19 protein-coding genes and 1 pseudogene are annotated in these 21283 nt (G+C 72.6%); 4 read left to right on the plus strand and 16 right to left on the minus strand.

Annotated features, from left to right (window positions below; all coding sequences use genetic code 11):
- Positions 1–149 precede the first annotated feature (149 nt).
- Complete coding sequence (locus AB0J04_RS15810; RefSeq protein WP_363168993.1) at positions 150–2093, plus strand: N-acetylmuramoyl-L-alanine amidase; 1944 nt, start codon at positions 150–152, stop codon at positions 2091–2093.
- A 7-nt stretch (positions 2094–2100) separates the two neighbouring features.
- On the opposite strand, the gene AB0J04_RS15815 is transcribed toward AB0J04_RS15810, so the two are convergent.
- The 7 genes from AB0J04_RS15815 to AB0J04_RS15845 form a co-directional block, all read right to left on the minus strand.
- Positions 2101–2598 carry a hypothetical protein gene (locus AB0J04_RS15815; RefSeq protein WP_363168994.1) on the minus strand — a complete coding sequence of 166 codons (498 nt, stop codon included), beginning with the start codon at positions 2596–2598 and terminating at the stop codon, positions 2101–2103.
- 170 nt (positions 2599–2768) lie between these two features.
- Positions 2769–3668, minus strand: a complete 900-nt coding sequence (locus AB0J04_RS15820; RefSeq protein ID WP_363168995.1) for a universal stress protein — start codon at positions 3666–3668, stop codon at positions 2769–2771.
- A gap of 126 nt (positions 3669–3794) precedes the next feature.
- Positions 3795–4037 carry a DUF397 domain-containing protein gene (locus AB0J04_RS15825; RefSeq protein WP_079657699.1) on the minus strand — a complete coding sequence of 81 codons (243 nt, stop codon included), beginning with the start codon at positions 4035–4037 and terminating at the stop codon, positions 3795–3797.
- A 107-nt stretch (positions 4038–4144) separates the two neighbouring features.
- Entirely contained in the window at positions 4145–5311 is a 1167-nt protein-coding gene (locus AB0J04_RS15830) for a thiolase domain-containing protein (RefSeq protein WP_363168996.1), read from the minus strand.
- Positions 5308–6378: a thiolase domain-containing protein gene (locus tag AB0J04_RS15835; RefSeq protein WP_363168997.1), complete on the minus strand. Its 1071-nt coding sequence runs from the start codon at positions 6376–6378 to the stop codon at positions 5308–5310. Before AB0J04_RS15835 ends, AB0J04_RS15830 begins: the two co-directional genes overlap by 4 nt.
- Positions 6375–7319 carry an OB-fold domain-containing protein gene (locus AB0J04_RS15840; protein WP_363168998.1) on the minus strand — a complete coding sequence of 315 codons (945 nt, stop codon included), beginning with the start codon at positions 7317–7319 and terminating at the stop codon, positions 6375–6377. The genes AB0J04_RS15835 and AB0J04_RS15840 overlap by 4 nt, the downstream gene beginning before the upstream one ends.
- Positions 7320–7453: 134 nt before the next feature.
- A complete protein-coding gene (locus tag AB0J04_RS15845) occupies positions 7454–8254 on the minus strand; it encodes a crotonase/enoyl-CoA hydratase family protein (RefSeq protein WP_363168999.1) in 801 nt (266 codons plus the stop codon).
- 177 nt (positions 8255–8431) lie between these two features.
- On the opposite strand from AB0J04_RS15845, the gene AB0J04_RS15850 reads away from it, so the two are divergent.
- Positions 8432–10036 (plus strand): acyl-CoA synthetase, encoded by a 1605-nt coding sequence (locus tag AB0J04_RS15850; protein WP_363169000.1) that lies wholly within the window; start codon positions 8432–8434, stop codon positions 10034–10036.
- On the opposite strand, the gene AB0J04_RS15855 is transcribed toward AB0J04_RS15850, so the two are convergent.
- Positions 9994–10875, minus strand: coding sequence for an alpha/beta hydrolase (locus AB0J04_RS15855; protein WP_363169001.1), 882 nt, complete (start codon positions 10873–10875; stop codon positions 9994–9996). The two genes, AB0J04_RS15850 and AB0J04_RS15855, sit on opposite strands and share 43 nt — an antisense overlap.
- Positions 10876–11027: 152 nt before the next feature.
- On the opposite strand from AB0J04_RS15855, the gene paaK reads away from it, so the two are divergent.
- Positions 11028–12326, plus strand: a complete 1299-nt coding sequence (paaK, locus tag AB0J04_RS15860) for a phenylacetate--CoA ligase PaaK (RefSeq protein WP_363169002.1) — start codon at positions 11028–11030, stop codon at positions 12324–12326.
- Positions 12327–12335: 9 nt separating this feature from the next.
- On the opposite strand, the pseudogene AB0J04_RS15865 reads toward paaK, so the two are convergent.
- Both AB0J04_RS15865 and AB0J04_RS15870 read right to left on the minus strand, forming a co-directional pair.
- Positions 12336–13827 (minus strand): annotated as a pseudogene (locus AB0J04_RS15865) (acyl-CoA synthetase).
- A gap of 61 nt (positions 13828–13888) precedes the next feature.
- Entirely contained in the window at positions 13889–14272 is a 384-nt protein-coding gene (locus tag AB0J04_RS15870) for a hypothetical protein (RefSeq protein WP_363169003.1), read from the minus strand.
- A gap of 101 nt (positions 14273–14373) precedes the next feature.
- On the opposite strand from AB0J04_RS15870, the gene AB0J04_RS15875 reads away from it, so the two are divergent.
- Positions 14374–14856 carry a MarR family transcriptional regulator gene (locus tag AB0J04_RS15875; RefSeq protein ID WP_363169004.1) on the plus strand — a complete coding sequence of 161 codons (483 nt, stop codon included), beginning with the start codon at positions 14374–14376 and terminating at the stop codon, positions 14854–14856.
- Here the strand turns inward: AB0J04_RS15875 and AB0J04_RS15880 are convergent.
- The 6 genes from AB0J04_RS15880 to AB0J04_RS15905 form a co-directional block, all read right to left on the minus strand.
- The gene (locus tag AB0J04_RS15880) at positions 14823–15752 is read right to left on the minus strand and encodes a hypothetical protein (protein WP_363169006.1); all 930 of its coding nucleotides are present in this window, start codon (positions 15750–15752) and stop codon (positions 14823–14825) included. The two genes, AB0J04_RS15875 and AB0J04_RS15880, sit on opposite strands and share 34 nt — an antisense overlap.
- Positions 15753–15876: 124 nt before the next feature.
- Positions 15877–16536, minus strand: coding sequence for a response regulator transcription factor (locus AB0J04_RS15885; RefSeq protein ID WP_363169007.1), 660 nt, complete (start codon positions 16534–16536; stop codon positions 15877–15879).
- 19 nt (positions 16537–16555) lie between these two features.
- A complete protein-coding gene (locus AB0J04_RS15890; RefSeq protein ID WP_363169009.1) occupies positions 16556–16912 on the minus strand; it encodes a hypothetical protein in 357 nt (118 codons plus the stop codon).
- A gap of 51 nt (positions 16913–16963) precedes the next feature.
- Positions 16964–18523, minus strand: coding sequence for an acyl-CoA synthetase (locus tag AB0J04_RS15895; protein WP_363169010.1), 1560 nt, complete (start codon positions 18521–18523; stop codon positions 16964–16966).
- The gene (locus AB0J04_RS15900; protein WP_363169011.1) at positions 18520–19629 is read right to left on the minus strand and encodes a nitronate monooxygenase family protein; all 1110 of its coding nucleotides are present in this window, start codon (positions 19627–19629) and stop codon (positions 18520–18522) included. The genes AB0J04_RS15895 and AB0J04_RS15900 overlap by 4 nt, the downstream gene beginning before the upstream one ends.
- 54 nt (positions 19630–19683) lie before the next feature.
- Positions 19684–21276 carry an NAD(P)/FAD-dependent oxidoreductase gene (locus tag AB0J04_RS15905; RefSeq protein ID WP_363169012.1) on the minus strand — a complete coding sequence of 531 codons (1593 nt, stop codon included), beginning with the start codon at positions 21274–21276 and terminating at the stop codon, positions 19684–19686.
- Between the last annotated feature and the right edge of the window lie 7 nt (positions 21277–21283).

The following is a 21283-nucleotide window of genomic DNA, read 5'->3' on the forward strand; positions in this document are numbered from 1 at the left end:
GGGGGCCCCCCAACCGGCCCCACCGCGGACCTTCGTATGTTCGAAGGCTTCGTATGTGCGGAAGCGGTGTCTTGCCGAGGGAAATCACCCGCATATGAGCATGATTGACGGGTTATCGTCCCTCGTCGGCTCGTCCCCAGGAGACCGCCTTGCGAAAACCCGTCATTCCCCCCGGACGAACCCGTAGAGCCGCAGGCGCCCTGGCGTCGGCGGCTCTACTGCTCCCGCTGCTCGGCGCGGCGTCGCCCACCGACCCGGCGACGAGCCTTCAGCGGGCCTTCGCCGCCGCGGCCGCCGAGTACCACGTGCCGCAGAGCGTGCTCCTGGGCGTCTCCTACCTCCAGTCCCGCTGGGACGCGCACGGCGGAGCGCCGAGCGTGACCGGCGGCTACGGCCCGATGCACCTCACCGACGCACGGACCGCGCTGGCCGACGCCTCGCACCACAGCCAGGCCCCGGAGGACGCCCGCGGCGACTCCGCCCGCCCGGCCCCGCGTCCGCCCGCCGACCTGAGACCTCCGTCGAGCGACGAGCTGCCCGCCCGCCTCAGGACCCTGCCGAGGGCGGCGGAACTGACCGGTCTGAGCGCTGCGGACCTGCGCACGGACCCCGCTGCCAACATCGCGGGCGGCGCCGCGCTCCTCGCCGCCGCCCAGCAGCACCTGGGCGAGCCGCTGAGCGCCGACCCGGCGGACTGGTACGGCGCGGTCGCCGGCTTCCCGGGCGCGGACGACAGCGCGACGGCCGCCGCCTACGCCGACGACGTCTTCGAGGTGCTCCGCACCGGCGAGCGGCGCGCCACGGACTCCGGTGAGACGGTCGCCCTGGCCGCGCAGCCGGACCTGGTGCCACGACGGTCCCAGCTGCGGAAGGCCGGCCTGCGCACGCTCTCCGCGGCGGGCACCGAGTGCCCGACGACGGTGTCCTGCGAGTGGATCGCGGCGCCGTACGAGGAGTTCGGCGACAACGACTACGGCAACCACGACGTCGCCGACCGGCCGGCCTCGCCGGGCATCAAGTACATCGTCGTCCACGACACCGAGGGCGGCTGGGCCGGGGTGCTCAACATGGTCCAGGACCCCACCTACGTGTCCTGGAACTACTCTCTGCGCTCCACCGACGGCCATGTCGCCCAGCATGTGAAGGCGAAGGACGTGGCCTGGCACTCCGGCAACTGGTACGTCAACTCCAAGTCGATCGGCCTGGAGCACGAGGGGTTCCTCACCTCCCCTGACGCCTGGTACACGGAGGCGATGTACCGGTCGTCGGCGCGTCTGGTGACGTACCTGGCCGACAAGTACGCCGTCCCGCTGGACCGGCAGCACATCCTGGGCCATGACAACGTGCCCGGCCCGACGGCCGCGTCCGTGTCCGGGATGCACACCGACCCGGGCCCGTACTGGGACTGGCGGCACTACTTCGAGCTGATGGAGCGGCCCTTCGCTGCGGCGGCCGCCGGCAGCGGCGGCGGCCTGGTGACGATCCGGCCGGACTACACCGCCAACAAGCCGGTGTACACGGACTGCGGCGGGAAGGGCCTGTCGTGTGCGGCGCACGGTTCCGGCGCGGTGCGGCTGTACTCCGACCACGACGAGAAGTCCGCGCTGGTCAAGGACGTCGGCCAGGGCTCGGGCCCGACCGCGGGGGTGAACGACATCTCCGCGCGGGCGTCGACCGGCCAGCAGTACGCGGTGGCCGACCAGTGGGGTGACTGGACGGCGATCTGGTACCTCGGTCAGAAGGCCTGGTTCAAGAACCCGGCGGCCCAGCCGGCGGCCGTGCCGGCGACCGGCCAGGTGGTGACCCCGAAGGACGGCCGCGACAGCGTCCCGCTGTACGGCCGCGCCTACCCCGAGGCGGGGGCGTACCCGGCGGGGGTGCCGGTCCAGGCGGTCTCGGCGCTGCAGTACACCCTGCCGAAGGGCCAGAAGTACGTGGTCGGGGACAAGGTGCCGGGCGAGTACTACTACGCGACCACCTTCGCCACCGGCTCGCACCGGAGCGTCGTCGGCAAGGACATGTACTACGAGATCCAGTACGGGCACCGGGTGGCGTTCGTGCGAGCCGCGGACGTGCAGCTGCTGTCGTCCTAGCCGGGCCTCAGCCCTGCTGGAACAGCTCCGCCGGGAGCGGCTTGAGCAGGGCGTAGAGGTCGTCGGTGATGGGGCGGTCCCAGGCGGCGATGGTCACCAGCACGTTGTCGCTGCGGTCGAACTGCACGCAGGAGATCCGCCCCTCGGAGAGCTTCAGCCGGCGCACGATCAGCAGGTTGTCGCCCTGCATCACCGGCATGTCCTCGGTGCCGACGACGGTCACCTCCTCGTCGTTCTCCAGCGCGAGCAGCAGCTGGGCGACCTCGAAGGGGACCTCGTCGTCCGCCACCTCGCGGGCCGGGGAGCCCTCGGGCAGATTGCCGATGATCATTGCGGGGCCGCGGCCGCCGAAGAGGTCGTAGCGCAGGAAGACGCCCTGGCAGCTGCCGTCGGGGGCGGGGAGCAGGCCGGCGCCGAGATTGCCGGGCCAGTCGCCCGGGTCCATGGCCAGTACGTCGAAGTCGGGCCCGGCGGGCGTGGCACTGCGGCGGCGGAGGAACGACATGCGGCCATGGTACGTGTTGCCGTTCGGCGATGTTCTCGGGTGCGGGTCCGTCCGGACCGGTCGCGCGGGTCACCGGCCGTGAGGTGCGGCCCGGGTGACGCGTGCGGGTCCGTCCGGGCCGGTCGCGCGGTTCCCCGCGCCCCTGGAGTGGGGCGGGGAACCGTCCGTGGTCAGTGGGGGTCTGTCGGGGGGATCACTGCCACCGGGCTCGCCGCGTGCAGGAGTACCGCGTGGGTGACCGAGCCGAGCATGCGGGTGGGGGTCAGGAGGCGGCGGCGGTGGCGGCCCAGTACGACCAGGTCGGCGTCCTTGGAGGCGGCGACGAGGAGGGCCGCCGCGTCGCCGGGGGCGGGGAGCGGGTCGGTGTGGACGCCGGGGTGGCGCTCGCGGTGCGGGGCGAGGAAGCCGTCCGCGAGGGTGGCCGTCTCGTGCTCGACGGCGTCCTGGTCGTAGAACGGGGTCGGCAGGTCGCCGGGGGCTGTCCAGGTCTGGATCGGCCAGGGGTAGGCCGCGATCACCTGGAGGCGCGCGCCGCGCAGGGCGGCCTCCGTGAAGGCGAAGTCGAGGGTGACGTCGTCGGGGCCGTCCACCTTGAGGCCCACGACCACCCGGGGGCCGGGCTCGGCCGGCAGTACGGCGTCGACCGTTCGGCCGGGTCGGGGCACGATCACGACCGGGCACTCGGCGTCCCGGGCCGCCGTCAGGCCGTTGGAGCCGAGGAGCAGGCTGGCGAAGCCGCCGCGGCCCCGGGAGCCGAGCACCAACAGCTGGGCCTCGGCTCCCAGTTCGGGCAGCAGGGCGCCGGGCGCGCCGTCCAGGCCGACGAACTCGGGGCGCGGCCGATCGTCGACCGTGGCCAGCAGGGCGCGGGCCTCGGCGAGGACCGGGTCGTCCTCCGGAGAAGGGGGCACGACCGCGGGGGCGCCGGGCGGCGTCCGGACGGCGTGGTGGCGTACGTGCGCCACGCGCAGCGGTGCTCCGCGGCGGCGGGCGGCGTCGCGGGCCCAGTCGAGGGCGCGCCAGCCGTCCTCGGAACCGTCGACCGCCGCGACGACCGGCAGCGTGCTCATGGTCCTCACCTCCCAGAACTCGACCTTCGTCCTGCTGTAGCCAGCCTTGCCCAGGCGGGGCCCCAGGAGGGGGTACGAGGTCGCGTGTCCGGAAATCGAGGAGGAACACCCCCGGTTCGGCCGGTCTCAGGTCAGGTCGAACTCCCCTTCCCGCGCCCCCGACACGAACGCTCCCCATTCGGCGGGCGTGAAGATCAGGGAAGGGCTCTGGGGGCGGCCGCTGTTGCGCATCGCGATGAATCCTTCGACGAAGGCGATCTGGACATCCCCCCGACCCTGACTGCTGGACTGCCACTCGGCGTTGCTGAGGTCCAGCTCCGGCTTGTCCCAGCCCGTGAGCGGCTGCTGCTGGATGGTGCTCTCGGCCACGTCCGTGCTCCTCCCGGTCGGTCGTCCGCGGGCCAGCCTAGCGATCGGTTCCGGACGCGGACAGAGCACGTGAGAAGGACCTTTCGGGACCCCGTGCAGGACCCGGTTCAGGACTGCGGGGCCGTCGCTCCGACGAGCCACATGGAGAAGAACTGCGAGCCGCCTCCGTAGGCGTGCCCGAGGACCTTGCGGGCCCGCTCCACCTGGTGTTCCCCGGCCTGTCCGCGGACCTGGAGCGCTGCCTCGGCGAAGCGGATCATGCCGGACGCGCCGATGGGGTTGGTGGACAGGACGCCCCCCGACATGTTGACGGGCAGGTCGCCGTCGAGCTCCGTGACCCCGGCCTCGGTGAGCTTCCAGCCCTCGCCCTCGTCGGCGAAGCCGAGGTTCTCCAGCCACATGGGCTCGTACCAGGAGAACGGCACGTACATCTCGACGGCGTCGATGTCCCGGCGCGGGTCGGTGACGCCGGCCTGCCGGTAGACGTCGGCGGCGCAGTCCCGGCCGGCCCGCGGGGACACCGCGTCCTTGCCGGCGAAGAGGGTCGGTTCGCTGCGCATCGCGCCGCCGAGCATCCAGGCGGGCGGGCGGGGCGCGCGGGCCGCGCCGGCCCGGTCGGTCAGCACCATGGCACAGGCGCCGTCCGAGGACGGGCAGGTCTCCGAGTAGCGGATCGGGTCCCACAGCATGGGCGAGGCCTGGACCTTCTCCAGGGTGATGTCGTGCTCGTGGAGGTGGGCGTAGGGGTTCTTCAGCGCGTTGCGCCGGTCCTTGTAGGCGACCAGGGAGCCGACGGTGTCGGGCGCGCCGCTGCGCCGCATGTACGCGCGCACGTGCGGTGCGAAGAACCCGCCCGCCCCGGCGAGCAGCGGCTGCTGGAAGGGGATCGGCAGGGAGAGTCCCCACATGGCGTTGGACTCGGACTGCTTCTCGAAGGCGAGGGTCAGCACGGTGCCGTGGACGCGGGCCGCGACGAGGTTCGCGGCGACGAGCGCGGTGGAGCCGCCGACCGAGCCCGCCGTGTGCACGCGCAGCATCGGCTTGCCGACCGCGCCGAGCGCGTCGGCGAGGTACAGCTCGGGCATCATGACGCCCTCGAAGAAGTCGGGGGCCTTGCCGATGACGACGGCGTCGACGTCGGCCCAGGTCAGCTCGGCGTCGTCGAGGGCGCGCCGGGCCGCCTCCCGGACCAGCCCGGCGATCGAGACGTCCCGTCGGGCCGCGACGTGCTTGGTCTGGCCGATCCCGACGACGGCCACGGGCTCCTTGCTCATCGCGGTTCCCCTTCGAGTACGGCGACCAGGTTCTGCTGAAGACACGGGCCGGAGGTGGCGTGGGCGAGGGCGCGGTCGGACTCGCCCCGGTGGATGCGGGCGGCGGCCTCGCCGATGCGGATGAGGCCGGCGGCCATCATCGGGTTGGCGGCGAGGGCGCCGCCGGACAGGTTCACCCGCACGCTGTCGTCCAGCCGCAGCGCCTTGCGCAGGACGACCTCCTGCGCGGTGAACGGCGCATGCAGTTCGGCGGTGTCGACGGGCCGGTCGAACGCGCCGGCCTGCTCGGCGGCGAGGCGGGTGGAGGGCGAGTCGGTGAGGTCGCGCACGCCGAGCGAGTGGGCCTCGATGCGGTGGTCGATGCCCCGGATCCAGGCGGGCCGGGAGCACAGTTCGCGGGCCCGTTCCCCGGCGGCGAGGATCACGGCGGCGGCGCCGTCGCCGACGGGCGGGCAGTCGCCGGTGCGCAGCGGCCGTACGGCGTAGTCGCCGTGGGGGAGCGAACCGCGCAGCTGGGCATGGGAGTTGAGGGTGGCGACCCGTCGGCTGCGCGCCCCGATCGCGGCGAGTTCGCGCTCGTCGGTGTCGCCCGCGTCGATCAGGGCCTGTGCCTGGAGCGCGGCGAGGGCGACGGAGTCCGGCCACAGGGGGGCGACGTAGTACGGGTCGAGCTGGCGGGTGAGGACGTCGCGTACGGAGCCGGGCGAGGACTTGCCGTAGGAGTAGACGAGCGCGGTGTCGGCGTCCCCCGTGAGCAGCTTGGTCCAGGCCTCGTACAGCGCCCAGGCGCCGTCCGTCTCCACATGGGACTCGGAGATGGGCGGCCAGGCGCCGACGCCGTCGAGGGCGAGGGTGAAGGAGAAGGCGCGGCCGGCGAGGTAGTCGCTGGAGCCGGAGCAGGTGAAGTCGATGTCGGCGGTCTTCAGGCCGGTCCGGTCCAGGACGCTGTGCAGGACCGGCATGAGCATCTCGACCTCGGAGAGCTCGTCGGTGGTGCGCAGCACGTCGGTCTGCGCGAAGGCCACCACCGCGATGTCGCGGAAGCCTGAGGGTTCCTCGCGGGTCACAGCAGCTCCTTGTAGACGTCGTAGTCGGCGTCGGGTTCGCCGGTGGGCCGGTAGTGGTCGGGGTAGCGGGCGCCCTGCGTCCACACGGGTTCGACGCGCAGGCCCATGCGGACCTGGTCGTAGGGGATGCCGCCGATGCGTCCGTGCAGCGCGAGGTCGGCGCCGTCGAGGGCGATGTGGGCGTAGACGTACGGCACTTCGATGTCGAGGTTCTTGGCCTTGATGTTGACGATGCAGAAGGTGGTGACCGTCCCGCGCGGTCCGACCTCGACCTGCTCGGCCGTCGGGACGCCGCAGGTCGGGCAGGCGCCGCGCGGCGGCACGTACACCTTGCGGCAGGACGGACAGCGTTCGCCGACCGTGCGCTGTGTGGAGAGCGCGGCGATGTAGGCGGACTGGGCGCGGCCGGGCGAGTAGCTGTAGTCGAGGCGGGCGGGGGCGACGATCCCGGTGACCCGCTCGCCCTCGAACTCCCCGGAGTGGTCCCCCGGCCGGCCCGGTTCGCCGTCGTGCGGCTCGAAGCAGGCGATGTCGGTGATGGCGCCGACGCGTTCCTCCGCCCAGCGGATCCGGACCCGCATTCCGGTGCGGACGGCGTCGGGGCCGGGGGCGTCGAGGGCGTGCAGCAGGGCGGTGTCGGCGCCGTCGAGCCGGACCAGGACCCAGGCGAAGGGGGTGCCGAGGGGCTGGCCGCGGCGGGGCGCGTGGTTCCAGGCCCAGGTGGTGACCGTGCCGGTGGCGGCGACCTCGACGAGATCGTGGATCTCCTCGGCGGTGACGGGGTCGTACTCGACGGGCGGCACCAGGGTGCGGCCGTCGGTCGCCTTCACCCCGAGGACGACCCGCTCCCGCAGACCGGTCAGAAACGCGCTCTGTACCGGCCCGAGAGACCTGGTGAACGGGAACTCGACGACGAGGGGGGCTTTGAGAACGTCAGGCATCGTGGGGCTGCCTCCTTGAGAGACCTGGGTGAGGAGCGCCCTTCAGGGGCGCGGGGCGGTGACATCTGCGGCTCCGCCGCGTGGGCGCGACCGGCCACGACGGCGCCGCAGCCTGCGAACGACGAGAACACCCCCTAACCCCGCTTGTAGACAGGCGCCCGTTTCTCCGCGAAGGCACGAGCCCCTTCCTTCGCATCGGCCGTGTCGAACACCGGCCAACCCCGGACGAGTTCGGCGGCGAGACCTTCTGTCTCGGTCAGCTCGGCCGTCTCGTACACGGAAGCCTTGACCGCCTCCACGGCCAGTGGCCCGCAGGCGTTGACGCGTTCGGCGATCTCCAGCGCCTTCTCCAACGCAGTGCCGTCCGGGACGACATGTCCGATCAGGCCGATGTCCGCGGCCTCGCGGGCGGTGTAGGGCCGCCCGGTGAGCAGCATCTCCAGGGCGTGGGTGCGCGGGATCTGGCGCGGCAGCCGGACCGTGGAGCCGCCGATCGGGAACAGCCCGCGCTTGACCTCGAAGAGGCCGAAGGTGGCGGACTCGCCCGCGACGCGGATGTCGGTGCCCTGGAGCATCTCGGTGCCGCCCGCCACGCAGTACCCCTCGACGGCGGCGATCACCGGCTTGCGGGGGCGGTGGTGGCGCAGCATCGCCTTCCAGTGCAGATCGGGATCGGCCTTGAGCCGGTCGCGGTACTGCTGTCCCTCCATCCCCTTGCCGGCGAGGGCCTTGAGGTCCATGCCGGCGCAGAAGGATCCGCCCGCGCCGGTGAAGACGATCGAGCGGACCGACTCGTCCTCGTCGGCTTCGAGCCAGCCGTCGTACAGGCCGACGAGCATGGCGATCGAGAGCGCGTTCTTGGCCTCCGGCCTGTTGAGCGTGAGCACGAGTGTGGCGCCTTCGCGCTGCACGGTGAGGTGTTCGGTTCCGCCCATGGCACATCTCCCCTCGGAAAGAACGAGAACAGGTTGCAGGAGGTGTGATGGCAGTTCAAGGGTTTTCTGACAGTCAGTCAGATTTCTTGACGGGAACCCTTCCCAGTTGCCGCGCCCTTTGCTCTGATGACCGACGAACCGTCCCAGGAACGCGCGCGCCCGAGGTCAGGAGGAGCGGTGGAGTACAACATTGCCGACCTGTTCGAGTCGGTCGTCGACGTGGCGGCGGACCGAGAGGCGCTCGTGTACGTCGACCATCCCGGCACGGGCGCGGAACGCCGGCTGACGTACGCGGAGTTGGACGCCGCCGCCAATCGGATCGGCCACCATCTGATCGACAGCGGGATCCGCCCCGGCGAGCATCTCGGCCTGCACCTGTACAACGGCGTCGAGTATCTCCAGACGGCACTGGGCTGCCTGAAGGCGCGGATCGTGCCGGTCAACGTCAACTACCGGTATGTCGAAGAGGAGTTGGTCTACCTCTACCGGGACGCCGATCTCGTCGCCCTCGCCTTCGACGCGGAGTTCACCGACCGGGTGGCGGCCGCGCTGCCGCAGACGCCCGCCCTGCGCCACCTGATCCGGGTCGGCCCGGCCGGCGACGGCATCGTCTCCTTCGCGGAGGCCGAGGCGGGCGGCTCCCCCGGGCGCGGCTTCCCGGCCCGCTCGGGCGACGACCAGTTCATCATCTACACCGGCGGCACGACCGGCATGCCCAAGGGGGTGATGTGGCGTCAGGAGGACCTGTTCTTCTCGGGGTTGGGCGGCGGCTCGCCGACCGGGGAGCCGGTGAAGAAGCCGCAGGAGATCGCCGAGCGGGTCGCGGCGGGCGGTACGGGCATCACCTTCTTCCCCACTCCCCCGCTGATGCACGGCACCTCCACCCTCACCGCGTTCATCGGCTTCAACTTCGGCCAACGCGTCGTGATCCACCGCAAGTTCGTGCCGGAGGAAGTGCTGCGGACGATCGAGAAGGAGAAGGTCACCAGCATCTCCCTGGTCGGCGACGCGATGCTGCGACCCCTGATCGACGCGCTCGAAGGCCCGATGAAGGGCACGGACTGCTCGTCGGTGTTCAGCGTGTCCTCGTCCGGAGCCATCATGTCGGACACGGTCCGCCGTCAGTTCCGGGCGCTGCTGCCGAACGCGATGCTGCTGAACAACTTCGGCTCCTCGGAGTCCGGCTTCAACGGCACGGCGACGGAGGACTCGGGGCCCGAGCGCGGCTTCCGCGTCCGGGTCAACTCCCGTACCCAGGTGGTCGATCCGGCGACCTACGAGCCGATCGCGCCGGGCGAGGTCGGGCGCGTCGCCCAGCACGGTCACGTGCCCCTCGGCTACTACAACGACCCGGTGAAAACGGCCGAGACCTTCTTCGAGAAGGACGGCGAGCGCTGGGTGCTGCTCGGCGACATGGCGACCGTCGACGAGGACGGCGTGGTCGTCGTCCTCGGGCGCGGCTCGCAGTGCATCAACACCGGGGGCGAGAAGGTGTACCCCGAGGAGGTCGAGCAGGCGCTGAAGTCGCATCCGGACGTGTACGACGCCCTGGTGGCGGGGGTACCGGACCCGACCTGGGGCAACCATGTGGCGGCGGTGGTGCAGATGCGCCGGGGCGCTCCGCTGCCGTCTCTGGAGGAGATCCAGACGCACTGCCGTACCCGGCTCGCCGGCTACAAGATCCCGCGTCAACTGGTGCTGACGGAGTCCATCCGCCGCTCGCCGAGCGGGAAGGCGGACTACCGGTGGGCGCGGGAGGTGGCGGTGGCGGAGAACGGCTGATCCGCCGCCAGGAAGGCGACGACCCGACGGACGAACCACTCCGGGTCGTCCAGCCACGGATAGTGCCCGGCGCCGGGCTGCACGGCGAGTTCGGCGTTCGGGAAGGCGTCGGCGACGAGCCGGGCGACCTCGGGGCGGGGCCCGCCGTCCACCTCTCCGGCGAGCACGAGGACCGGGGCGGTGACGTCGGCGAGGGCGGTGCGCAGGGCCGGCGGATCGAAGGCGTCCGGGTCCAGGAACGCCCCCTCCGCCTCGGCGTTGGTCTGCTCGTCCGCGGCGGCGTCGTGGGCGCGGGCCGCGTCGTCCCAGCGGCCGTAGAAGAAGGCGGCGACGGCCGTCCAGTCGGGTTCGTCCTCGCCCGCCAGCCATGCCTCGAACGCCGGGAACGCGGCCGCGAACCACGGCTCGTCCACCCGCAGCCGGGCCGCCGCCAGGCGTTCCTCGGGCGTGGCGGTCCGGCCCAGGGCCCACGGGTTCGCCGTGATCAGCGCGAGCCGGGACACGCGGTGCGGGTACCGGGCCGCGTACAGCAGGGCGAGACTGCCGCCCGCCGAGTGCGCGAGGACGTCGATCCGCTCCAGCCCGAGCCGGACGCGCAGGGCCTCGACGTCGTCGACCTGCCGGTCGCAGCGGTAGGTGGCCGGGTCGGCGGGGACCGCCGAGTCGCCGGTCCCGCGCAGGTCGAGCAGGATCAGCCGGCGGTGGGCGGTGAGCCCGCCCAGGTCGCCGAGGTAGGCGGAGGCCCGCATGGGGCCGCCGGGCAGGACCACGAGGGGGTCGCCCTCGCCCCGGAGGCGGTAGGCGAGCTCGGTGCCGTCGGGCGCGGTGCAGGTCGACATCGCCCGATCCTCTCCCCGGGACCCTCCGGGCCGCAACGGAAATCCCCGACCGCCCTCTTGCTCGACGCCCCTCGGCCTGGATTACGATCACGAACACCTCGACCGAATGATCGGTCGCCCGGTTTGGCGAGGTTCTGACGAGGGAGTGGCCCATGACGGACGCGCGGGACCTGCTGGACGAAGGAGAGCGCCTCGACGAGGACGCGCTGCGCGCCCTCCAGCTGGAGCGGCTGCGGGCCTCACTGCGTCACGCGTATGCCAACGTGCCCTTCTACCGGGACTCCTTCGACAAGGCGGGGGTCCACCCCGACGACTGCCGCAGCCTCTGCGATCTCTCCCGCTTCCCCTTCACCGCCAAGGAGGACCTGCGCGCGCACTACCCGTACGGGATGTTCGCCGTGCCCCGGGACCGCATCCGGCGTGTCCACGCCTCCAGCGGCACCACGGGCCGGCCGACGGTCGTCGGCTACACGGACGGGGATCTGTCCATGTGGGCGGACACGGTGGCCCGTTCGATCCGCGCCGCGGGCGGCCGGCCCGGCGACACGGTCCATGTGGCGTACGGCTACGGCCTGTTCACCGGCGGCCTCGGCGCCCACTACGGCGCGGAACGCCTGGGCTGTACGGTGATCCCCGCGTCCGGCGGTATGACGTCCCGTCAGGTCCAGTTGATCCAGGATCTTCAGCCCCGGATCATCATGGTGACCCCGTCCTACATGCTCACCCTGCTCGACGAGTTCGATCGGCAGGGCGTCGATCCGCGCTCCACCTCGCTGCGGGTGGGGATCTTCGGCGCGGAGCCGTGGACGGAGCGGATGCGCCAGGAGATCGAGGAGCGGTTCGCCATCGACGCCGTCGACATATACGGGCTGTCGGAGGTGATCGGACCGGGGGTCGCGCAGGAGTGCGTGGAGACGAAGGACGGCCTCCACATCTGGGAGGACCACTTCTATCCGGAGGTGGTCGACCCGATCACCGGGGAGGTGCTGCCGGAGGGCGAGGAGGGCGAGTTGGTGTTCACCTCGCTCACCAAGGAGGCCATGCCGGTCGTCCGCTACCGCACCCGCGACCTGACCCGGCTGCTGCCGGGCACGGCACGCGTCTTCCGACGGATGCGGAAGGTGACCGGGCGCAGCGACGACATGGTCATCCTGCGCGGGGTGAACCTCTTCCCGACGCAGATCGAGGAGATCGTGCTGCGCACCCCGGCCGTGGCGCCCCACTTCCAGCTCCGGCTGACCCGCGAGGGCCGCCTCGACGCCCTCACGGTCCGCGCGGAGGCCCGGGCCGGCGCCACCCCCGCGGACCGGGAGACGGCGGCGCTCGCCATCGCGGCGGCCGTGAAGGACGGCATCGGCGTGTCGGTCGACGTCGAGATCGTGGACCCGGAGTCGCTGGAGCGGTCGGTGGGCAAGATCAGGCGGATCGTGGATCTGCGTCCTCGGCAGTGACGGCGCGCGTCATGAGCCGAGGCGGTCCCGCAGCTCCCGCTTCAGGATCTTGCCGCTGGCGTTGCGCGGGAGTTCGTCCACGAAGAACACGCGTTTCGGGGCCTTGAAGGGGGCGAGCCGCTCGCGGGTGTGGGCGATGAGCTCGTCCTCGGTGACCTCGCCGCGAGGGACGACGACGGCCGTGACCGCCTCGATCCACTTCTCGTCGGGCAGGCCGATCACCGCGGCCTCGGCGACGCCCTCGTGGGTGTAGAGGGCGTCCTCGACCTGGCGTGAAGCGATCACCACGCCACCGGAGTTGATGACGTCCTTCACCCGGTCGACGATCGTGAAGTAGCCGTGGGCGTCCCGGACGGCGAGGTCGCCGGAGTGGAACCAGCCGTCGCGGAAGGCCTCGGCGGTCTCCTCGGGCTTGTCCCAGTAGCCCTCGCACAACTGCGGGGAGCGGTAGACGATCTCACCGGGGGTGCCGTCGGGGACGTCGTCGCCGTTCTCGTCCACGACCCGGGCGTCCACGAACAGGACCGTGCGGCCGCAGGAGTCCAGGCGGCCCTTGTGCTCGTCGGGGGCGAGGACGGTGGACAGCGGGCCGATCTCGCTCTGGCCGTAGCAGTTGTAGAAACCCAGCTCGGGGAGGCGTTCGCGCAGGCGCTCCAGGACGGGCACCGGCATGATCGACGCCCCGTAGTACGCCTTGCGCAGCCCGCTCAGGTCCCGGGTGGCGAAGTCGGGGCGGCCCGCGAGGGCGATCCAGACGGTCGGCGGGGCGAAGAGGCTGTCGACGCGGTCCGCCTCGACGAGGTCGAAGAGCTGCGCCCCGTCGGGTGCGTCGAGGATGATGTTCGTCGCGCCGACCGCGAGGTACGGCAGCAGGAACACGTGCAGCTGCGCGGAGTGGTAGAGCGGGAGCGCGTGCGCGGGACGGTCGCCGGCGCTCAGGTCGAGGGCGGCGATCGCGCTCAGGTACTCGTGCACCAGCGCCCGGTGGGTCATCATCGCGCCCTTGGGCAGGGCTGTCGTGCCGGAGGTGTAGAGCAGCTGCACCAGATCCTCGGTGCGCGGTTCCGGGCCGTCGTAGGGCTCGCTGTCCGCGAGACGGGCGAGGAGCGAGTCGTCGGCGTCGCGCAGCGGCAACGTCCGTGCGTCGGCCGGGAGCCGACCGGCGAGATCCGGGTCGGCGAGGACCAGCGCGCTGCCCGACTGGCCGACGATGTACGTCGCCGGTGAGGTTGTGGTTGACGGGGACATGGACCAGACCCGCGCGGGCGCAGGCGAGGAACGCGATGAGGTAGGCGTCCGAGTTGTGGCCGTAGGCGCCCACCCGGTCGCCGGGGGCGAGCCCCTGGCCGAGCAGGACGCTCGCCGCGCGCGAGACGGCCTCGTCGAGTTCCTCGTAGGTCCAGGTGCGCTCGCGGTACTCGACCGCGACTCGGGCCGGGGTGCGGCGGGCGCTGCGCCGCAGCACCCCGCCGACGGTGGTACTGCCGTGTCCGGGGGTCATGACTCATGATCCTCGGGCGGCGGCCGGGGCAGGTCAAGTAGCCCGCGTGCGGACGCCGGGGTCACGCGACCTCACCGGCCACTGCGGTGCGCCCCTCCTGGACTCCGACGATGCTGACGATCGTCTCCGCACGGATGCCCTCGCCGAGCACCGAGGCCACCGCGTCGGCCGTCGCGGCGATCAGACGGGCGGGGGCGTCCGGGATCTCGGGGAGGTGGTAGGCGGCCTCGCGCATGCTGAGGGTGAGCTGTGGCGCGACCTTGGCGGTGGGCAGGCCGCCGATGCCCCGCCGGTGGCCCGGGATGCCGATGAGGTCGACGCCGACCAGGGTGCGCAGCCGCTCCCCGTAGACGGACCCGACCGCGTCGGCCAGCGCGCCGATCAGCCGGGGCTCGACCGTCCCGTCGAGGGCCTCTTCGCCGATGTGGACGGTGTAGTGCGGCATGACGGATCTCCGTTCGCGTCGGTGCGTAGCATGGCGACTCGGCTGGTCGGCCAAGTCGAACAAAATAGCTTTGACTGCAAAGGTAATACGAGGAGTGTCGGATGTCCATGCCCGTGCCCATGCCCCCCTCCGGTGGGGACGAGGGTGTCGACGCGACCGTTCGTGAGCTGCTGCTGCTCATGCCGCGGCTGGTGGGCCGGGCGAAGCGGATTCCGGTGCCGGAGGCGCTGCGGTCCTTCTCCCTGGCCCCGCGCCACCTCTCCCTGCTGGCGTATCTGCTCCTCGACGGACCGATGACGGTCAACGAGCTGGCCGCGCGCCTCGAGGTCGCCCCCACCACCGTGAGCCTGCTGATCGGCGACCTCAGCCGGAAGGGCATCCTGGAGCGGCGGGAGGACGACCGCGATCGGCGTCGGCGGATCGTCGCCATCGCGGACGTCCACGAGCCGGCGATCTCGGCATGGCTCGCCCCGGGCGCGGCCGCCTGGCGCACCGCCCTGGCTCCGCTGACGGCGGATCAGCGACGGCTGTTCGTCGACACGTTGCTCGCCTACGAGGCGGGCGTCGACGCGGAGAGGGACTGAGCCGCGCGTTTCGGGGCCGCGTGCGCGACCGCGACGAACGTGGCCGCCACCGTGGTCAGGAGCCCGGCTCCCAGCAGCACCGCCATGACCGCGGTGGGGTGGAGGGGCCCGCGCCCGGCGTAGGCGGTCGCGGTGATCGCGCCGAACGCGGCCGCGTACCCGAGAGCCGCCACGCCCACCACCGTGCCCGCCGCACGCGCGCTCAGCCGGCCCGCCTCGCACAGGACGGCCAGCACGGCGAGCGCCTGAAGACCGTGCAGGCCTACGGCGTGGGCGAGTTCGGCGCTGCCCGCGGCTCCGAAGAGCACCTCGTACGGCACGTGCCCCGTGTCGTCGAACGCCTTCTCGCCGATGGCGGCCATCTTCTGCCCGATGGCTCCGGCCGCCAGCACGGCGGTCAGTCCCACGAGCACGGCGACCCGGGACGCGGCGCCGCCGTCGAACCGCACGAACGCGGCCACGAGCAGCAGGACCACGCCGAGGATCAGCGGCAGGGTGAGCGTGCCGATCACCGACCAGATCGCCGAGTCGGTGTCGGTGGCCTGGTTGAAGTGGGAGGCGGTCCCACGCCAGCGCTGCGCCGTGATGAGCACGGCCTCGGCGAGCGAGCTGAAGACGACCAGGCCCGCCGGGATCCGCGCCCACCAGCGGGCGGGCAGTTGCCGCAGGATCCAGACCACGGCCCACACCACCAGGCCGAAGGAGACGCCGAACACGACGGGCTTGCGCCAGGAGACCGGCCCCCACCAGGGCGCGAAGTCGACCACGGCGACCACGCCGTGCACGGCGCCGGAGGTCACCAGCGCCGTGCCGCACCACCACAGCAGCCGCTGGTAGCGGTCCAGGGGCCGCACGGCCCGCCACACCTCGCCGGCGAACCCACCCAGAACGCTCATGCGCACGCACCCCGTCTTCCCCGTCCTCGTCTCGCACTCCGCGTGCCGACGGTAGGGCGGGGCCGGGCGTGGGGCGTCCCTCCGGTGGGGTGCCCCGCCGTACCCCCACAGGGGTACGGGGCCGTCAGGCGAGTCCGCCGCGGAAGGCGATCACGACGGCGCCCGCCCGGTCCCGGGCGCCGATCTTGTGCAGGATCCGCTTGACGTTGGTCTTCACGGTGGACTCGGCGATGCCCAGCCGCCCGGCGAGTTCGGCGTTGGACAGTCCTTCGGCGACCAGACTCAGGATCTGCCGTTCCCGGGAGGTCAGACGGCGCAGCCGGTCCCGGTCCGGCGCCCCGGCCGGGTGGCGCGGCGGCCGCTCGTCGGTGACCAGGCGGTCCACGAGGGGCCGGGTGACCGCCGGGTCCAGCAGGGTCTCCCCGCCGGCCACCGTGCGGACGGCGTCCACGAGCCGTTCGGGTGAGGCGCGCTTGAGCAGGAAGCCGTGCGCACCGGCCCGCAGGGCGCGCCACACGTACTCGTCGTCGGGGAACGTCGTCAGGACGAGCACCCGGGTCGGCAGCGCGGCGTGCACGATCCGGCCGGTGGCCTCGATGCCGTCGTAGCCGGGCATGCGCACGTCCATCAGGACGACGTCCGGGACGAGCGCCCGGCACAGCTCCACGGCCCGCACCCCGTCGCCCGCCTCGCCGACGACCTCCATCCCGGCCGCGCCGAGCACCACCGCGACCCCCACCCTGAGCAGGGGGTCGTCGTCGGCCAGCAGGACGCGGACGGTCATCGCAGCGGCAACGCGACGCTCAGGGCGAATCCGCCGCCGTCGGCCGTGCCGTGCTCCACGTGTCCGCCGAGGGCGGCGGCCCGCTCGCCGATCCCGCGCAGACCACGGCCCGGCCGGTAGTGCTTCGGCGGCGCACGGCCAGGCTGCCGGCGATCACGGCGGCGAGCGCCAGGGCCGTCGGCAGCGGGCTGCCGGGCTCCGGCGCCGACCCGAGACGGACCGCCGCCATGGCCGCCAGGACGACGACGGCCGGCAGGACGTCGACCGCCGCCGGCGGCAGCCGGGCGGCCCAGGCCCGCTCCCCCGTCCCCGGTCCGCCGGTCGCCCTCACCTGGCCCGCCCCCGCCCCGTCCCCGAATGTCTGACGTGACGTCAAATCGCCACGGTTGCACCAGGTTAGCGAAAGAGCGCGGCGGGGGCCCTCCGGTCACACCGGTCGGGTCCGGCCCTCCCAGTACGGCTCCCGCAACCGCCGCTTGTACAGCTTGCCGTTGGGGTCGCGGGGCATCTCGGCGATGAAGTCGATGCTCTTGGGGCGCTTGTAGCCGGCGAGCCGGTCGGCGCAGTGGGCGAGGAGGACGGCTGCGAGGTCCGGACCCGGCTCCTGGCCCGGGGCCGGTTCGACGACGGCCTTGACCTGCTCGCCCCAGTCGTCGTGCGGGATGCCGAAGGCCGCGGCGTCGGCGACCGCGGGGTGGGCGAGCAACTCGGACTCGATCTCCGCGGGGTAGATGTTGACGCCGCCCGAGATGATCAGGTCGATCTTGCGGTCGCGGAGGAACAGATAGCCGTCCTCGTCGAGCACGCCGAGGTCGCCGACGGTGAAGAAGTCGCCGATGCGGTTCTTCTTCGTCTTGTCCTCGTCCTTGTGGTAGGCGAAGCCGCCGGTCGTCATCTTCATGTAGACGGTGCCGAGCTCGCCGGGCGGCAGCCGCTCGCCGTCGTCGTCGAAGACGGCCAACTCGCTGATCGGCCAGGCCTTTCCGACCGTGCCGGGCTTCTTCAGCCAGTCCTGCGCCGTGGCGAACGCGCCGCCGCCCTCGCTGGCCGCGTAGTACTCCTCCACGCAGGAGCCCCACCAGTCGATCATCGCCCGCTTCACATGATCCGGGCAGGGCGCGGCGCCGTGGATGGCATGCCGCATGGACGACACGTCGTACGCCTGCCTGGTGGCTTCGGGGAGTGCGAGCAGCCGGTGGAACTGGGTCGGGACCATGTGGGTGTGGGTGCACTTCTCCCGGTCGATCAGCCGGAGCATCTCCTCGGGCGTCCACTTGTCCATCAGGACCAGCCGGTGGCCGATGTGCAGGGACGCGCCCGCGAACTGCAGGACGGCCGTGTGGTAGAGCGGTGAGCAGACCAGGTGGACGTTGTCGTCGAACGGCCGGACGCCGAAGATGCCGAGGAAGCCGCCGAGATACGCCTCCTCCGGCAGCTTGCCGGTGAGCGGGCGCCGGATGCCGCGCGGGCGGCCCGTCGTGCCCGAGGTGTAGTTCATGACCCAGCCGAGGGTGCGGTCGGCGGGCGCCGACTCCGGTTGTCCGTCGAGGAGTTCGGCGTACGGTCGGAAGCCCTCGACCTCGCCGACGGCGTACCGGCCGGCGGCGGGCAGAGCGGCCTCGTCGGCGGCCCGGCGGGCCTGGTCGGCGAACCGCTCGTGGGCCACGAGGACCTTCGCGCCCGAGTCGGAGACGATCCAGGCGATCTCGGGGCCGACCAGGTGGTGGTTGACGGGGACGAGGTAGAACCCGGCCTGGGTGGCGGCGAGATGGGCGGTGAAGAACTCGGCCGAGTTGGGCAGGACGACGGCGAAGGCGTCGCCGCGTTCCAGACCGGCGGCGCGCAGCCCGTGCACGAGCCGGTTGGCGGCGGCGTGCAGCCGCCCGGCGGTCCACTCCTCGCCGTCGGGGGCGACCAGGACCGTGCGGTCGGGGTCGGCGGTGGCCTGGGCCCAGAAGCCCGCGGGGGGTGTGTTCGCGGTGGTCACTGGCCGCTCCTTCCGGCGATGCGGTTGATGCGGTCCACGGCGTGTTCGAAGCCGCGGGTGAGGTCGTCGAAGACCGCCTGGACGGTCCGGACCTCGTTCATGCGGCCGACGATCTGCCCGACGGGCGTCCCGAGGAGGGGGTCGACCTCGTACTTCTGGATGCGCGAGACGGCCTCGGCGACCAGCAGGCCCTGGAGGGGCATGGGGAGGGTGCCGGGCCCGTCGGCGGCGTCCCAGGCGTCGGTCCATTCGGTGCGCAGCTGGCGGGCGGGTTTCCCGGTGAGGGCGCGGGAGCGAACGGTGTCGCCGGAGCCGGCCTCGAGGAGTTTGCGGGTGAGGGCGGGCGAGTGCAGGTCGGCCTCGGCGGTGGTCAGCCACAGGGAGCCCAGCCAGACGCCCTGGGCGCCGAGGGCGAACGCGGCGGCGATCTGCCGTCCGCTGCCGATGCCGCCGGCCGCGAGGACGGGCAGCGGGGCGACGGCGTCGACGGCCTCGGGCGTGAGAACCATGGAGGCGATCTCACCGGTGTGGCCGCCGGCCTCGTAGCCCTGCGCCACCACGATGTCGATGCCCGCCTCCTGGTGCTTGCGGGCGTGCCGGGCGCTCCCGGCGAGCGCGGCGACGAGGACGTCTTGGTCGTGGGCGCGGGCGACGACGTCGGCGGGCGGCGAGCCCAGCGCGTTGGCCAGCAGCCGGATCGGGTAGTCGAAGGCCACGTCGAGCTGGCTGCGGGCCACCTGTTCCATCCAGCCGGTGATCCGCCACCCGGAGGCCTCGCCCTCGGCCAGTTCGGGCACCCCGTACTTGGCGAGGGTGTCCCGCACGAACTGCCGGTGCCCCTCGGGGATCATCGCCTCGACGTCAGCCTCACTGACGCCCTCGACCTTCTTGGCGGGCATGACGACGTCGAGTCCGTACGGCTTGCCGTCGACGTGGGCCTCGATCCAGTCGAGGTCGCGTTTGAGGTCGTCGGGGGCCGTGTAGCGGACCGCGCCGAGCACGCCGAAGCCGCCTGCGCGGCTGATGGCCGCGGCGACGGCGGGGAACGGCGTGAAGCCGAAGACGGCGTGCTCGACTCCCAGTTGTGTGCTCAGCTCCGTCTGCATGGGCGCAGGATGCCGCAGCCGGTGCGACGACGGAAGCCCTTTTCTGATACACCGTCAGATTCTTGTGTCCTCGGCCTCGAGGACCGCCATCGCCGCGTTGTGCCCCGGCACCCCGCTGACCCCTCCCCCGCGCACCGCGCCCGCCCCGCACAGCAGGACGTTCGGGTGCCGGGTCTCCACGCCCCAGCGGCCGGTGCCGTCGTCCGCGTACGGCCAGGCGAGGTCGCGGTGGAAGATGTTGCCGCCGGGCAGCCCGAGGTCGCGTTCCAGGTCGAGCGGGGTGCGCGCCTCGATGCAGGGGCGGCCCTCGGCGTCGACGGCCAGGCAGTCGGCGAGGGGTTCGGCGAGGTGGGCGTCGAGCTGGGCGAGGGTCGCCTCGAGGAGTTCCTCGCGTACCGCGTCGTTGTCCCGCGCGAAGAGCCGGGCGGGCGTGTGCAGGCCGAACAGGGTCAGCGTCTGGTAGCCCTGTGCGACGAGGTCCGGGCCGAGGATGGTCGGGTCGGTCAGGGAGTGGCAGTAGATCTCGGAGGGCGGGGCGGCGGGCAGTTCACCGGCGGCCGCCTGGGCGTGGGCGCTGGCGAGCTGCTCGTAGCCCTCGGCGATGTGGAAGGTGCCGGCGAAGGCCTCGCGCGGGTCGACGGAGGTGTCCCGCAGCCGGGGCAGCCGTTCGAGCAGCATGTTCACCTTGAGCTGGGCGCCCTCGGCGGGGGTCGGCGGCTCGTCGCCGGTGAGCGCGGCGAGGGCTTGCGGGGAGGCGTTCACCAGGACGTGCCGGGCGGCGGCGACGCCCTCGCCGTCGGCGGTGCGGTAGGCGACCTCCGCGGTACGGCCGTCCGTGTCGATCCGCAGGGCCTCGTGCCCGGTGGCGAGGACGGCGCCCGCGTCCCGGGCCGCGGCGGCGAGGGCGTCGGTGAGCGCCCCCATGCCGCCGACGGGGACGTCCCAGGCGCCGGTGCCGCCGCCGATCACGTGGTAGAGGAAGCAGCGGTTCTGCCTGAGCGAGGCGTCGTGGGCGTCGGCGAAGGTGCCGATGAGCGCGTCGGTCAGGACCACGCCGCGCACCAGGTCGTCCGCGAAGCGCTCCTCGACGGCGACGCCGATCGGCTCCTCGAACAGGGTCCGCCAGGCCTCCTCGTCGTCGACGCGGCGGCGCAGTTCCTCCCGGGTGGGCAGCGGTTCGGTGAGCGTGGGGAAGACCCGCCCGGCGACGCGCCCGGTCATGCCGTAGAACCGCTCCCAGGCCGCGTACTCGCGTGCGCCGCCGGTCAGCCGTGCGAACGCCTCCCGGGTGCGTTCCTCGCCGCCGCCCACGAGCAGGCCGGTGGGCCGCCCGCCGCGCTCCACGGGGGTGTAGGAGGAGATGGTGCGGCCCTGGACGCGGAAGCGCAGCCCCAGGTCCCGCACGATCTTCTGCGGGAGCAGGCTGACCAGGTACGAGTAGCGGGACAGCCGGGCGTCCACGCCGGTGAACGGGCGGGTGGAGACGGCGGCGCCCCCGGTGTGGTCCAGCCGTTCCAACACCAGCACGGACCGGCCGGCCCGGGCCAGATAGGCGGCGGCGACCAGCCCGTTGTGCCCGCCGCCGACGATGACGACGTCGTAGGCGCGGCGATCGTCGTGTCCGTCGTTTCCCTCGTGAGCAGCCATGCCTCTT

Origin of the sequence: Streptomyces sp. NPDC050263, from assembly GCF_040655955.1 — a bacterium.
Classification (GTDB): domain Bacteria; phylum Actinomycetota; class Actinomycetes; order Streptomycetales; family Streptomycetaceae; genus Streptomyces.